This is a genomic window from Krasilnikoviella flava, assembly GCF_900167525.1.
In the GTDB taxonomy this organism is placed as follows: Bacteria; Actinomycetota; Actinomycetes; order Actinomycetales; family Cellulomonadaceae; genus Isoptericola; species Isoptericola flavus.
Genome location: NZ_FUZQ01000007.1, coordinates 270,566 through 284,532, shown reverse-complemented (window position 1 = coordinate 284,532; position 13,967 = coordinate 270,566). Strand labels below are relative to the sequence as shown.

Sequence of the window (13,967 nt, the reverse complement as noted above, 5' to 3'; positions counted from 1 at the left end):
ACCGCAGGGCGACGGACCCACAGCCCGCCCAGGCATGCCCGGGCCGTCGTCGGTGGCCGTCCGGGCCGCTGCGTGAGGTCAGCCCGCGACGGCGACGCGCTCGAGCTCGACCGCAAGGGCCTCGTCCACCCGGCCGCGCAGCCGCGTGCCCTCGGCGAGGTGCTCCTCGACCACGGAGCCGCCGGTCTCGTGCGCCCGGTGCACCAGGTCGCCCCGCGAGTACGGGACCACGAGGTCGATCTCGACCTGCGGCTGCGGCAGCTCGGCGGCGACCAGCTCGCGCAGCTCGGCCATGCCCTCGCCGGAGTGCGCCGACACGACCACGCTGCGCCGCTCCCGGCGCTGCACCCGGCCGACCACGGCCGGGTCGGCGACGTCGGCCTTGTTGAGCACGATCACCTCGGGCACGTCGGCGATCCCGGGGATCTCGGCGAGCACCTCGCGCACGGCGGCGATCTGGCCCTCGGGATCGGGGTGCGAGGCGTCCACCACGTGCAGCAGCAGCGCGGCGTCGCCCACCTCCTCCAGCGTGGACCGGAACGCCTCGACGAGCTGGTGCGGCAGGTGCCGCACGAACCCGACGGTGTCCGTGAGGGTGTAGGGCCGGCCGTCCTCGGTGCGGGCCCGGCGCACGGTCGGGTCCAGCGTCGCGAAGAGCGCGTTCTCCACGAGCACGCCGGCATCGGTCAGCGCGTTGAGGAGCGACGACTTACCGGCGTTGGTGTAGCCGGCGATCGCCACGTTGGGAACCCCGTGGCGCTTGCGGTCGAGTCGCTTGGTCTCGCGCCCGGGAGCCATGGCCGCGATCTCGCGCCGCAGCTTGGCCATCCGGTTGCGGATCCTGCGCCGGTCCAGCTCGATCTTGGTCTCGCCGGGGCCGCGGGAGCCCATGCCCGCGCCCTGGCCGCCCACCTGGCCACCGGCCTGGCGGGACATCGAGTCGCCCCAGCCGCGCAGGCGTGGCAGCAGGTACTCGAGCTGGGCGAGCTCGACCTGCGCCTTGCCCTCCCGGGACTTGGCGTGCTGGGCGAAGATGTCGAGGATCAGCGCGGTCCGGTCGACGACCTTCACCTTGACGATGTCCTCCAGCGCACGGCGCTGGGAGGGGGCCAGCTCGGTGTCGGCGACGACGGTGTCGGCGCCCACGGAGGCGACGACGTCCGCCAGTTCGGCCGCCTTGCCGGACCCGAGATAGGTGCCCGGGTCAGGCTTCTGGCGGCGCTGCAGCAGACCGTCGAGGACCTGCGAGCCCGCGGTCTCGGCGAGAGCGGCGAGCTCACGCAGCGACACCTCGGCGTCGCGGGCCGCGGACTCGCCGCCGGAGTACAGGCCGACGAGCACCACGCGCTCCAGACGCAGCTGGCGGTACTCGACCTCGGTGACGTCCTCGAGCTCCGTCGAGAGCCCGCCCACGCGGCGCAGCGAGATGCGCTCCTCGAGGTCGAGCTGGTCGCCGTCGTGGACGGTGTGCACCGTGGCGCCCTCGGACCGCGCCGTCCCGGCCCGCGCGAGCACCCGGGCCACGACGTCCTGCGCGATCGCCTGGGCGTCGCGCTCCGCCTCGCGGCGCTCGCCCGCCGAGGTCTCGGCGCCGGGGGCCCCGGCGGACTCGTCAGGGCGCGGGGTGTCGGGGTTGGTCGGGGTGTGGGTCAAGGTGTGCCTCTCGGGTCGGGACCGGCGGTCGGGCCGCCGTACGGGTACAACAAGGGTCCCACGCGAGATCGTCCCGGCGGAGAGTTTTTCCCCTCGGCTGACGACGGCGACCTAGGATCGCCGGGTGAGCGAGCAGCCCGACCACTACTTCACCGCCCAGCCGGCCTCGGCCGGCGAGCGGCGCCGCGCCGTCGTCCGGCTCGCCGGCCAAGACGTGGAGGTGGACGTCGCGGGCGGGGTGTTCTCCCCCGGTGGCGTGGACAAGGGCACGCAGGTGCTGCTGCGTGAGGTGCCCGCGCCGCCCGCCACCGGTGACCTGCTCGACCTCGGCTGCGGCTGGGGCCCGATCGCGCTGACGATGGCGCTCGCGTCGCCCGACGCGACCGTGTGGGCGGTGGACGTCAACGAGCGGGCGCTCGACCTGCTCCGCACGACGGCGGCCCGCCTCGGTCTCGAGAACGTCCGCGCCGTGCGCGCCGAGGACGTGCCCCACGACGTGCGGTTCGCCGCGATCTGGTCGAACCCGCCGATCCGCGTCGGCAAGGGGGTGCTGCACGACCTCCTGCGCATCTGGCTCCCGCGCCTGGCCCCCGAGGCCCGGGCATGGCTCGTCGTGCAGAAGAACCTCGGTTCGGACTCGCTCGCGCGCTGGATCGAGGCCGAGCTGGGTCGCGACGTCGAACGCGCGGCGTCGTCCAAGGGCTTCCGCGTGCTGCGCGTCGACTGACGCGCACGGCCCCCCGGGGGCGCCGTCGGACCGCTCAGAGCTCCGTCTCGCCGCTGAACACCAGCTCCGCCGGGCCGGCGAGCTCGACGTGGCCGCCGTCGAGCAGCCGGACGCGCACCAGCCCGCCCGGCACCTCGACCTCCCACACGTCCGGGACCGCGCCCGTCGCGCCGGCCGCCGCCCACGTGCGCACCGCGAGCGCAGCGGCGCAGGCGCCGGTGCCGCAGGACTGCGTCTCCCCCACGCCGCGCTCGTGCACCCGCATCCGCACGTGCCCGACCGCCCTCCCCTCGGGGTCGACGGTCTCGGCGAGCGGCACGACCAGCTCGACGTTGGTGCCCTCGGGCGGCAGAGGGTCGACCTCGGGGGTCTGCGTCAGGTCGGCATCCGCGAGCTCGGACGGCCGTGCGAGGGCGACCACCGTGTGCGGGTTGCCCAGGTCGACGCTCAGCGCCGGGCGGGGCGCGTCCCACCCGCGCACCAGGACGGCGGAGTCCGCGCCGCGCGAGGCCGCCTCCGCGCCGCCGGGCAGGGCCCACGGCCCCATGTCGACGGCGTACCACCCGCCCGGCTCCTTGCGGACCCGGCGCACCCCCGCGCGGGTGCCGAGCGCGAGCTCCTGCCCGTCGTCGAGGTCCGCGAGGCCGAGGTGCTCGGCGAAGGCCGTGAAGACGCGGACGCCGTTGCCGCACATCTGCGCGACGGAGCCGTCGGCGTTGCGGTAGTCCATGAACCAGATGGCCGCCGGCTCCTCGGCGAGCACCCGGTCGGCGACCTCTTCGCCGGCGCGGGCGACGGCCGCGGTGGGCGTGAGCCGGATGACACCGTCGCCACCGATGCCGCCACGGCGGTCGGCCAGGCGTCGCACGTGGTCCGCGGTCAGCTCGAGGTCCCCCCGGGTGTCGGCCACCAGCACGAAGTCGTTCTGGGTGCCGTGACCCTTGGTGAAGCGCAGCGTCATGAGCCCAGACTACGGCGCACGAGCCCCGCCCCGGGCTCGGGGAGGCTCCCGGCGTCGGCGGCGCCGACCACCGCGAGCGCCTCGTCGAGCAGGTGGGGAGAGCCGGCGTCGAGCCAGCGGACGCGAGGGTCCCGGCCGAACCAGCCCATCTGCTTGCGCGCGAGCCGGCGGGTGTTCGCGACGATCGCGTCGCGGGCCGCCTCGAGCGTGAGCTCGCCCCGCCAGCACGCGAGCAGCTCGGCGTACCCGACGGCGCGGGCCGCGGTGCCGCCGAGCCCGGCGCCCGTCCCGCCCTGCGCCGGCGACGCGAGCGCGCGGACCTCCTCGACCAGGCCCTCGTCCCACATCCGCTCGACCCGGCCGGCCACCCGGGCGTCGAGCACCTCGCGATCGCAGTCGAGCCCGATCTGCACGGCCGGCCGGACGTACTCCTGGCGGGGCAGGTTGGCGGTGTACGGGCGGCCGGTGAGCTGGATGACCTCGAGCGCGCGCACGATCCGGCGGGTGTTGTGCGGGCCGATCGACGCCGCGGCCTCGGGGTCGAGACGGGCGAGCTCGTCGTGCAGGGCCCGCCGCCCTTCGCGCTCGGCACGCTCCTCCAGGCCCGCCCGCGCGGCGGGGTCGGTACCCGGGAAGTCCATGTGGTCCAGCAGCGCGCGCACGTAGAGCCCGGAGCCGCCCACGACGACGCCCCGCGCCCCGCGCCCCGCGGCCGCGTCCAGGTCCGCGCGCGCCGCGGCCTGGTAGCGCGCCACGGACGCGTCCTCGAGCGGGTCGAGCACGTCGACCTGGTGGTGCACGATCCCGCGCCGCTCGGCAACGGGCACCTTCGCCGTCCCGACGTCCATGCCCCGGTAGAGCTGGAACGCGTCGGCGTTGACGATCTCGGCGGCGGCCCGGCCGCGCCCCGTCCCGCCCCGCGACATCGCCTGCGCCAGGTCGAGCGCCAGGTCCGACTTGCCGGTCGCGGTCGGGCCGACGACGGCGACGACCACGGCGCCGCCGGGGAGGCTCGAGTCGGGGGACGGTGCGCTCACGCGACGACCCTAGCCCGCCGTCGTCGACGCGCCCGCGGCGCCCACCTCCGTGCACCGACCTGGCGCCCGGGGCGTGCCCAGGCCCGTGTGTCCGACCCCGTGGCCCGCACCCGCCGGTCAGCCGGCGGTGCCCTCGGCGACCCGGTAGGTCGCGGGCAGGTGCTCGTGCCCCCCGGGGATGCTCGTGACCCGCCAGGCCCAGCTGCCCGGCGCGACCGCCACCTGCAGCGCGGCCGCGACCGCCGGGTCGAGCCGGACCGGGTGGAGCGGACCCGGGTCGCGGACCGCGTCGTCCCCGGCCGCCGCGCCCGGCGTCCCGGGGGCGGCGCCGCCTGCGACGACGACCGCCCGCGCCCGGCGGAGCGCGGCGACGCCCTCCGCCGGGGCGGCTCCCGACAGCTCGAGCACGACGGCGTCCGGGCGCCCGGGACGTCCGGCCCGCACCAGCGCGGCGCGCAGCGCGACGAGCCCCACCGAGGCGGGGACGTGCGCGGCCGGGGTGCGGAGGCCGTGCTCGCCGTGGCCACCGTGATCGTCGTCGGGCCAGCCGGCGATCTCCGGCACCCACCGGTCGGCGACGCCCGCCCCGGCGAGGGAGGGGCGGCGTCGCCCGTAACCGCCGGCCGCGCCGCGCGGGACGGGAGCCAGCACGACGAGAGGTACGTCACCGTCCCCGCCCGGCACGGTCGGCGCCACGACGTCGGCCACCAGTCGGTCGAGGGCCGCGTCCACCGCGCGGCGGACCTCGCCGACGCGGTCGGCGCCGCCACCGGCACCGGGGACGAGCAGGGACGTTCCTGGCAGGACGACGGCGCGGGCTGGCACCCGGCCAACCTACCCCCGCCCCGGGTGCCGCTCCCGGCGCGGGCGCCTGCCCAGGACCCGCCGTCCACCAGCAGTGCACCTGGGGCCCGCCGTGGGCGCCGACGTGTAGCGTGGTCGGGTGAGGTTCTTCGGTTCACGCCGGGCAAGCAAGATCCGGCCGACCTCCGTCGGCCGGGACGACGAGCTCGCCGGCGATCTGCACGACGACGAGCTCCACGACCGGATCGAGGGGCTGCTCGCCGACGAGGTCGCTTCGGACGACGCGCTGGCCCCGCTGTCGCGCGAGCGTGTGACGGACTGGCTGGAGCGGTCCGGTTTCTCCTACTTCGTCGACTCCGACGGCGACGTCGGCGGTCTCTGGCACGGCTGGCTGTTCTACTTCCTCGTGCTCGGCGAGCGCTCGGAGGTGCTCCAGGTCCGCGGCCAGTGGCACCGCGATCTCAGCATCGACCGGCTCGGCGAGATCCTCGAGATCTGCAACGAGTGGAACGCCGAGCGGATCTGGCCCAAGACGTACGTGCGCGTGCGGGACGACGGCTCCGTCGTCGTCTGCGCCGAGGTCACGGTGGACGCCGGCAGCGCGGTCGGCGAGGCGCAGCTCGATCAGCTCCTGCAGTGCGGCCTCAGCACGGGGTCCATGTTCTTCGAGCACCTCGACACCACGTTCCGCGACCCGCTGCGGGACGCGTCGTGACGGCCGCGGACCGGGCGGGCGGCGCCGCGCGCCGGGTGCTCGGTGGCGTCCGTCGTGCCGCCGACGCCGTCGGGCGCGCCGTGCAGGACGCCGGCGCGCGGGCGACGGCCCGCGGGCAGCGCGCGCCGGGCCGTCCGGGGCGCGGGGCCGCGACGACCCCGCGCCCGCTGTCGAACGCCCGCGTCGCGGACGACCTCTCCCGTCGCGGCTACCGGTTCCGCACCGACGACGACGGCGACGTGACGGGCACCTGGGACGGCAACCGGTTCTGGTTCCTCCTGCTCGGCGACCACGACGAGATCCTGCAGGTGCGCGGCCGTTGGGCCGGCACGGTGCCCGCGGGGGCCCGCCTCGCGGTGCTGCAGGCGGTCAACGACTGGAACCGCGAGCGGGTGTGGCCCAAGGTGTACGTCCGGCCGGAGGGCGACAACCTGGCGCTCTACGCCGAGGTGTCGGTGGACTTCGAGCACGGGGCCACGGACGAGCAGCTGGCCGCCACGGTGTCGTGCGGGCTCGTCACGTCGTCGCAGTTCTTCAGCACCGTCGGCGCGATGACGCCGGGCGGCCCGGAGCACGACGACCTCTCCTGACGCCGATCCCACCGGCCCCTGCCGGCGCTGCGCGGTCGTCCGCCGCGGCGGTCATCCGCGCAGCGAGGGCATCCCGAGCACGACCGGGCCGGACGACGGCGACGCGCTGCCGTGCGCGTGCTGGTCCTCGCCCCCGCCGAGGCGCGCCGTCTCCCGCTGCGCCCACGCGTCTCCCGAGCGCGTGCGCCGCACGGCGTAGGCGCCGCCGTCGAGCACCGCGTCCGCGACGAGGAAGTGCGGGGCCGAGCGCGTGACACCCACGGTCACGACGTCACCCGGACGCGGGAGCCGGGGGTCGAGCGTCCGGGCCTCGACGAGCCGGGGGTCGTCGAGCGACACGGGAGCGCCGGCGACGTGCGCGGCACCGGCCGCGACGTCGGCGGGCAGGGCGAGGTGCACGAGCCGGTTGTCGGGGGCACGTCCGGAGAGCCGGTGCGTGGCGCCGTCCTTCTTGCCCGCCCCCTCGGAGACGAGGACGTCGACGGTGCGGCCGACCTGGCGGGCCGCCTCCTCGCCGGCGATGCGCTCCTGCAGGGCCAGCAGACGCTCGAACCGCTCCTGCACGACCTCCTTGGGCAGCTGCCCCTCCATGGTCGCGGCCGGCGTGCCGGGGCGCGGCGAGTACTGGAACATGAACGCCGAGCTGAACCGCGAGGCCTCCACGACGCGCAGCGTCTCGCGGAAGTCCTCCTCGGTCTCCCCCGGGAAGCCGACGATGATGTCGGTGGTGATGGCGGCGTCCGGCATCGCGGCGCGGACCCGGTCCAGGATCCCGAGGAACTTGGCCGAACGGTAGGAGCGGCGCATCGCCCGCAGCACACGGTCGGAGCCGGACTGCAGCGGCATGTGCAGGCTCGGCATGACGTTCGGCGTCTCGGCCATGGCCTCGATGACGTCGTCCGTGAACGCCGCCGGGTGCGGGGACGTGAAACGGACGCGCTCCAGCCCTTCGATCGTGCCGCACGCGCGCAGCAACTTGGCGAACGCGCCGCGGTCGCCGAACTCCACGCCGTAGCTGTTGACGTTCTGGCCCAGCAGCGTGACCTCGACCGCGCCGGCCGCCACGAGCGCCTCGACCTCCGCCAGGACCTCCCCCGGCCGGCGGTCGCGCTCCTTGCCGCGCAGGTGCGGCACGATGCAGAACGTGCACGTGTTGTTGCAGCCGACGGAGATCGACACCCAGCCCGCGTAGACGGACTCGCGCCGCGTGGGCAGCGTCGAGGGGAAGACCTGCAACGACTCGGCGATCTCGACCTGGGCCTCGGCGTTGTGCCGGGCCCGCTCGAGGAGGACAGGCAGCGCGTCGAGGTTGTGCGTGCCGAAGACGACGTCCACCCACGGGGCCTTGGACACGATCTCGCCGCGGTCCTTCTGCGCGAGGCAGCCGCCCACGGCGATCTGCATGCCGGGCCGCTCGGACTTGAGACCCGCGAGCTGCCCGAGGTTGCCGTACAGGCGCGTGGCGGCGTTCTCCCGCACGGCGCAGGTGTTGATCACGACGACGTCGGCGCGGCTCGCCGCCTCGTCCGCGGCGGTGGCACGCAGGTAGCCGGCCTGCTCGAGCATGCCGGCCATGTGCTCGGAGTCGTGCACGTTCATCTGGCAGCCCAGGGTGCGCACCAGGTAGGTGCGCGGGCCGGGCGAGGGATCCGTGGGACGGACCGTCGCGGCGGGGCTCTGCGTGGTACTGGACATCGCATCTAGGGTACGGTGCCCGACGGCCGGGCCCCGACGAGGCGACCCACCCATCGCTCGACGACCGCTGGTCGCCGCCGCCGACGACCCGGGCCCGCACGCAAGACGCGAGCACTGTTACTGAACCGTTGCGGAACCGGACAACCCGGTGCTGGTCGCGGAAACACCGAGTGGATAGGTTCGAGAGATGGATCACGGCGATGCGACCACGACGACCGACCCTGCCGAGGCGTCGTCCTCCCTCGGGGCCCCGCTCGTCGAGCTGAAGAACGTCAACAAGCACTTCGGCGAGCTCCACGTGCTGCAGGACATCGACCTCACGGTGCGCCGTGGCGAGGTGCTCGTCGTCATCGGCCCGTCCGGCTCCGGCAAGTCGACCCTGTGCCGCGCGATCAACCGGCTCGAGACGATCGACTCGGGCGAGATCCGCATCGACGGCGTGCCGCTGCCTGAGGAGGGCAAGGCCCTCGCGAAGCTGCGGGCCGACGTCGGCATGGTGTTCCAGGCGTTCAACCTCTTCGCCCACAAGACGATCCTCGAGAACGTCACGCTCGGGCCCGTGAAGGTCCGCCGGCAGCGCTCGTCCGCCGCGAAGGAGCGCGCGCTCGAGCTGCTCGACCGGGTCGGGGTGAAGAACCAGGCGCAGAAGATGCCCGCCCAGCTCTCCGGCGGGCAGCAGCAGCGCGTCGCGATCGCCCGGGCGCTGGCGATGAAGCCCAAGGTGATGCTCTTCGACGAGCCCACCTCGGCGCTCGACCCGGAGATGATCAACGAGGTCCTGGACGTCATGGTCGCCCTCGCGAAGGAGGGCATGACCATGATCGTCGTGACCCACGAGATGGGCTTCGCCCGCAAGGCCGCGAACCGCGTCGTCTTCATGGCCGACGGCCAGATCGTCGAGGAGGCCACCCCCGAGGAGTTCTTCACCGCGCCCAAGAGCGACCGGGCGAAGGACTTCCTGTCCAAGATCCTCTCCCACTGACCTGGCAGGGCACCCGAACGGGACCGGCCTCGTACTGACGAAGGGTAAGAACGATGCGCACACGACACGCAGGTGCCGCCACGCTCGCCGCACTGACCGCGCTCACGCTCGCCGCCTGCGGAGGCGGCGAGGTCGGTGGTGGCGGCGATGAGGAGACCGGCGGCTCCGGGGGCGACGAGACCATCAAGATCGGCATCAAGTACGACCAGCCGGGCCTGGGCTACCAGGACGGCAGCGAGTACACGGGCTTCGACACCGACGTCGCCCGCTACGTCGCGGAGAAGCTCGGCTACTCCGAGGACCAGATCGAGTGGGTCGAGGCACCGTCGGCCAACCGCGAGACCATGCTGCAGACCGGCCAGGTCGACATGATCTTCGCGACCTACTCCATCACCGACGAGCGCAAGGAGCAGGTCGCTTTCGCGGGCCCGTACTTCATCGCCGGCCAGGACCTGCTGGTCGCCGAGGACAACACGGACATCACCGGCCCCAACGACCTCGAGGGCAAGAACCTGTGCTCGGTGACGGGCTCGACCTCGGCGCAGCGCATCAAGGACGAGTACGCCACGGGCGTGCAGCTCGTGGAGCGCCCCAGCTACGTCGAGTGCGTCACCGCGCTCACCGCGGGCCAGGTGGACGCGGTCACGACCGACGACATCATCCTCGCCGGCCTCGCCGCGCAGGACGCCAACAAGGGCAAGGTCAAGGTCGTGGGCAACCCGTTCTCCGAGGAGAACTACGGCGTGGGCCTGCCCCAGGACAACGACACCTGCGAGGACGTCAACGCAGCGATCACCGAGATGATCGAGGACGGCTCGTGGGAGGAGGCCGTCACGGCGAACACCGAGGGCACCGGCTACACGCCCAACGCGGACCTCAACCCGCCGACGCCGGACGCCTGCGCCTGACGACGACCGACCGATCGGCACGAGGGGAGCGGTGCGACCGCGCCGCTCCCCTCGTCCGTCCACCGCGGCCCTCCGCCGCACCACCCTCCGGGAGGCTGACACACCGTGGGTGACTTCCTGTCCCAGTTCGGTGAGCTCTTCGCCGCGTACGACGTCCCGGGCGCGTTCTGGGTCAACATCCAGCTGACGTTCTGGGCCGCGATCTTCTCGCTGATCCTCGGCACCGTGCTCGCGCTCATGCGGATCTCGCCCATCGCGAGCCTGCAGTGGGCCGGCGCGACATATGTGAACATCCTGCGGAACACGCCGCTGACCGTCATCATGACGTTCCTGTTCCTGGCGGTCTGGACGCAGCTGCAGATCAGCCTGTCCGACGACTTCGCACAGAACTTCTTCCGCTTCGGCGTGATCGGGCTGACCGTCTACCACGCGGCGTTCGTCTGCGAGTCGATCCGCTCGGGCGTCAACACGGTGCCGCTGGGCCAGGCGGAGGCCGCGCGGGCGATCGGCCTGTCCTTCCTGCCCGCCGCGCGCCTGATCATCCTCCCCCAGGCGTTCCGTGGTGCGATCGCGCCTCTGGGCAACACCCTCATCGCGCTGCTGAAGAACTCGACGGTCGTCGTGGCGGTGAGCGTCTCGACGGAGACCTCGACCCTGATGCGCGAGATGATCGAGAGCAACGCGAACTTCATCTACGCGATCTTCATGATCTTCGCGATCGGCTTCGCGGTCCTCGTGATCCCCATCGGCCTGCTCACCACGTTCCTCTCCAACCGTCTGGCGGTGCGCCGATGAGCCAGAAGTCCGTCCTCTTCGACGCCCCGGGGCCCCGGGCACGACGGCGCATCGCCGTCGGCAACGTCGTGGGCACGCTCGTCGTGCTCGGGATCGCGGCCCTGGTCGCGGTCGCGCTCGCCAACCGGGGACAGTTCGCCGCCGATCTGTGGAGCCCGATCTTCACCACGAGCGCCTGGCAGGACTATTTCATCCCGGGCCTGCAGAACACGCTGCGCGCCGCCGGGTACGCCGTCGTCGGCGCCGTGGTCTTCGGGCTCATCTTCGGCTCGGGACGCCTCGCGCGCGTGGGGGCCGTCCGCTGGCTCAGCGGCGTGGTGGTGGAGTTCTTCCGCGCCGTGCCCGTGCTGCTCATGATGGTCTTCTTCTGGCTGCTGTTCGGCTACAACCGGATCAGCGACGACCCCGCCTTCCTCGCTGTCGTCATCGCACTCATCCTGTACAACGGCTCCGTCATCGCGGAACTCGTGCGGGCAGGCGTCGGCAACCTGCCGAAGGGCCAGTCCGAGGCCGGCCTCGCGGTCGGACTGACGGGCGGGCAGGTACTGCGGTCGATCCAGCTCCCGCAGGCGCTCATCGCGATGCTCCCGGCGCTGGTGTCGCAGCTGGTCGTCGTGCTGAAGGACACCGCGCTCGGCCAGATCATCACGTACAACGAGCTGCTGCGTGCCGCGCAGATCTTCGGCAACGGCAACAGCAACAACCTGCAGACGCTGACGATCGCGGCGCTGATCTTCATCATCATCAACTGGGCCCTGACGGCCGTCGCGCGGTGGCTCTCGCGCTACCTCAGCGGACGGACGTCCGGCGCCACGGCGACCGGTCCCGGGATCGGCAACCCGACCGCCGTCGCCGGCAAGCCGGGTGGACCGGGCAACGCCATCGCCGCGACCGGGGACCCCAGCGCGACCTGACCCTCCGCGAGGGCGCGACATCCGCCGCCCGAGCCCTGCACACCGATGCCCCCGGACGCTGCCGCGTCCGGGGGCCTCGCACGTCCCGTCGTGTCGCGGGGCAGACGGACCTGGCGGGGCCACGCGGGGTTTCGCCCGTCCGCTCGGCGTGCCTGCGTGGGACTGGCCGGTCAGTCGTCCGCGCCGGGGTGGTCCTCGTCGAGGGCGTCCTCGCCCTCCTCGGTCAGGGCGTCGCGCACGGCGCCGAAGGCGACCCCCGGCGCGTACCCCTTACGGCCGAGCGCCCCGACGGCCCGACGCACGCGCACGTCGCGCTCCAGCCCGCGCGTGCGCGCCACATGCTTGCGCGCCAGCGACAGGGCCGCCTCGCGCTCGTCCTCAGAGTCCACCTGCTCCAGGGCGTCAGACGCGGTCTCCTCGTCGATCCCGCGACGTCGCAGCTCCATCGCGAGGGCACGGCGGGACAGACCGCGCTCGGCGTGCCGCGTGCGCACGAGCATGTCGGCGTACGCGACGTCGTCGACCAGGCCCACCTCGCCGAAGCGGTCGAGCACCGGACCTACGACCGCCTCGGGGTAGCCCTTGCGCGCCAGCGACTGCTCCAGCTCCGCGCGACTCTTCGGCGCGGCCGTGAGGATGCGCAGCAGCGTCTCGCGCGCCTTCTCCGTCGCGTCCTCGACGCTCAGCTCGCCGGCGTCGAGTCGCTCGGCCACGGTGCGCCGCGGCTGCCGCGTCCGCGGTGCGTCCTCGTTCTCGGAACCGGTCGGCACCGGCGGGCCCTGCCGGCGGCCGCGACGCTTCCCCGCGCCGCGACCGCCCGAGCCGGTGTCCGTCGTCGTCACGCGACACCTCCCGGACCTCTGCCACCCGGAACACCCAGAGCCTCCCGGGTCGGGACGGCGCCGGACGGAACGGTGCAGGCGCCGGTGCGGGTGTCGATCGGAGCCGTGCCGATCAGAACGGCGCCTTCTTGCCCTTGGCGGCGGCCTTGGCCGGAACCGGGTCGACCGTCAGGCCGGTCGCGGAGCCCGAGACGCCCGCGGCCGGTGCTACCTCCTCGGCAGGAGCGTCCAGCTTGGCCCCGACCCCCAGCTTCTCCTTGATCCGCTTCTCGATCTCGTTCGCCAGGTCGGGGTTGTCCCGCAGGAAGGTCCGGGCGTTCTCCTTGCCCTGCCCGAGCTGGTCCCCCTCGTAGGTGAACCACGAGCCGGACTTGCGCACGAACCCGTGCTCGACGCCCATGTCGATGAGGCCGCCCTCGCGGGAGATGCCCACGCCGTACAGGATGTCGAACTCCGCCTGCTTGAACGGCGGCGCCATCTTGTTCTTGACCACCTTGACGCGGGTGCGGTTACCGACCGCGTCCGTGCCGTCCTTGAGGGTCTCGATGCGGCGGATGTCCATGCGGACCGAGGCGTAGAACTTCAGCGCCTTGCCACCCGTGGTGGTCTCCGGTGAGCCGAAGAAGACGCCGATCTTCTCGCGGAGCTGGTTGATGAAGATCGCGGTGGTGCCCGACGCGCTCAGCGCACCGGTGAGCTTGCGCAGCGCCTGCGACATCAGGCGGGCCTGGAGGCCCACGTGGCTGTCGCCCATCTCACCCTCGATCTCGGCCTTCGGCACCAGCGCCGCGACCGAGTCGATGACGATGATGTCCAGCGCGCCGGAGCGGATCAGCATGTCCGTGATCTCCAGGGCCTGCTCGCCGGTGTCCGGCTGCGAGACCAGCAGGGCGTCGGTGTCGACCCCGAGCTTCTTGGCGTAGTCCGGGTCGAGCGCGTGCTCGGCGTCGACGAACGCCGCGATGCCACCGGCCCGCTGGGCGCTGGCGACGGCGTGCAGCGCGACGGTCGTCTTGCCGGAGGACTCCGGGCCGTAGACCTCCACGACGCGGCCGCGCGGAAGACCGCCGATGCCGAGCGCGATGTCGAGCGCGATCGAGCCGGTGGGGATGACCTCGACGGGCGCACGGCCCTCGTCGCCGAGGCGCATGACCGAGCCCTTGCCGAAGCTGCGGTCGATCTGGGCGAGCGCGGCCTCGAGTGCCTTCTCGCGGTCTGCCGTTGCGGGCATGTCGGTCACCTTTGCGTTCTGGGCGCGGCGGCTGCGCGCCGGCGTTCGTGGCTGCGTGCTCATGTTGTAGCCGACCGTACGTGCCGCCACCGACATGGTCGGGACGGTCCGTC

At 73.4% G+C, this 13,967-nt stretch carries 14 protein-coding genes; 7 read left to right on the top strand and 7 right to left on the bottom strand.

Features of this window, described 5'->3' with window-relative positions:
* Positions 1-78: 78 nt before the first annotated feature.
* Positions 79-1,653 (bottom strand): GTPase HflX, encoded by a 1,575-nt coding sequence (hflX, locus tag B5Y66_RS19430; protein ID WP_079576241.1) that lies wholly within the window; start codon positions 1,651-1,653, stop codon positions 79-81.
* A 124-nt stretch (positions 1,654-1,777) separates the two neighbouring features.
* On the opposite strand from hflX, the gene B5Y66_RS19425 reads away from it, so the two are divergent.
* A complete protein-coding gene (locus tag B5Y66_RS19425; RefSeq protein WP_079576240.1) occupies positions 1,778-2,380 on the top strand; it encodes a class I SAM-dependent methyltransferase in 603 nt (200 codons plus the stop codon).
* Positions 2,381-2,414: 34 nt separating this feature from the next.
* Here B5Y66_RS19425 and dapF read toward each other — a convergent pair whose 3' ends face one another.
* From dapF to B5Y66_RS19410, 3 genes are all read right to left on the bottom strand, one after another.
* Entirely contained in the window at positions 2,415-3,341 is a 927-nt protein-coding gene (gene dapF, locus B5Y66_RS19420; RefSeq protein ID WP_079576239.1) for a diaminopimelate epimerase, read from the bottom strand.
* The gene (gene miaA, locus B5Y66_RS19415) at positions 3,338-4,378 is read right to left on the bottom strand and encodes a tRNA (adenosine(37)-N6)-dimethylallyltransferase MiaA (RefSeq protein WP_245807227.1); all 1,041 of its coding nucleotides are present in this window, start codon (positions 4,376-4,378) and stop codon (positions 3,338-3,340) included. Before miaA ends, dapF begins: the two co-directional genes overlap by 4 nt.
* Before the next feature lie 117 nt (positions 4,379-4,495).
* Positions 4,496-5,203 (bottom strand): hypothetical protein, encoded by a 708-nt coding sequence (locus tag B5Y66_RS19410; protein WP_079576238.1) that lies wholly within the window; start codon positions 5,201-5,203, stop codon positions 4,496-4,498.
* 118 nt (positions 5,204-5,321) lie between these two features.
* On the opposite strand from B5Y66_RS19410, the gene B5Y66_RS19405 reads away from it, so the two are divergent.
* Positions 5,322-5,897: a YbjN domain-containing protein gene (locus B5Y66_RS19405; protein ID WP_245807226.1), complete on the top strand. Its 576-nt coding sequence runs from the start codon at positions 5,322-5,324 to the stop codon at positions 5,895-5,897.
* Positions 5,894-6,487 (top strand): type III secretion system chaperone family protein, encoded by a 594-nt coding sequence (locus B5Y66_RS19400; protein WP_245807225.1) that lies wholly within the window; start codon positions 5,894-5,896, stop codon positions 6,485-6,487. The genes B5Y66_RS19405 and B5Y66_RS19400 overlap by 4 nt, the downstream gene beginning before the upstream one ends.
* 51 nt (positions 6,488-6,538) lie before the next feature.
* Here the strand turns inward: B5Y66_RS19400 and miaB are convergent, their stop codons facing one another.
* Complete coding sequence (gene miaB / locus B5Y66_RS19395) at positions 6,539-8,182, bottom strand: tRNA (N6-isopentenyl adenosine(37)-C2)-methylthiotransferase MiaB (RefSeq protein ID WP_079576237.1); 1,644 nt, start codon at positions 8,180-8,182, stop codon at positions 6,539-6,541.
* A gap of 187 nt (positions 8,183-8,369) precedes the next feature.
* On the opposite strand from miaB, the gene B5Y66_RS19390 reads away from it, so the two are divergent.
* The 4 genes from B5Y66_RS19390 (at position 8,370) to B5Y66_RS19375 (ending at position 11,781) form a co-directional block, all read left to right on the top strand.
* Positions 8,370-9,164: an amino acid ABC transporter ATP-binding protein gene (locus tag B5Y66_RS19390; RefSeq protein ID WP_079576236.1), complete on the top strand. Its 795-nt coding sequence runs from the start codon at positions 8,370-8,372 to the stop codon at positions 9,162-9,164.
* Positions 9,165-9,217: 53 nt separating this feature from the next.
* A complete protein-coding gene (locus B5Y66_RS19385) occupies positions 9,218-10,072 on the top strand; it encodes a glutamate ABC transporter substrate-binding protein (RefSeq protein ID WP_079576235.1) in 855 nt (284 codons plus the stop codon).
* Between the two features lie 105 nt (positions 10,073-10,177).
* Positions 10,178-10,867 (top strand): amino acid ABC transporter permease, encoded by a 690-nt coding sequence (locus B5Y66_RS19380; protein WP_079576234.1) that lies wholly within the window; start codon positions 10,178-10,180, stop codon positions 10,865-10,867.
* Entirely contained in the window at positions 10,864-11,781 is a 918-nt protein-coding gene (locus B5Y66_RS19375) for an amino acid ABC transporter permease (protein WP_079576233.1), read from the top strand. The genes B5Y66_RS19380 and B5Y66_RS19375 overlap by 4 nt, the downstream gene beginning before the upstream one ends.
* Before the next feature lie 170 nt (positions 11,782-11,951).
* On the opposite strand, the gene B5Y66_RS19370 is transcribed toward B5Y66_RS19375, so the two are convergent.
* Positions 11,952-12,623 (bottom strand): regulatory protein RecX, encoded by a 672-nt coding sequence (locus B5Y66_RS19370; protein ID WP_079576232.1) that lies wholly within the window; start codon positions 12,621-12,623, stop codon positions 11,952-11,954.
* 112 nt (positions 12,624-12,735) lie between these two features.
* Positions 12,736-13,854, bottom strand: coding sequence for a recombinase RecA (gene recA, locus B5Y66_RS19365; RefSeq protein ID WP_079576231.1), 1,119 nt, complete (start codon positions 13,852-13,854; stop codon positions 12,736-12,738).
* Positions 13,855-13,967: the final 113 nt, after the last annotated feature.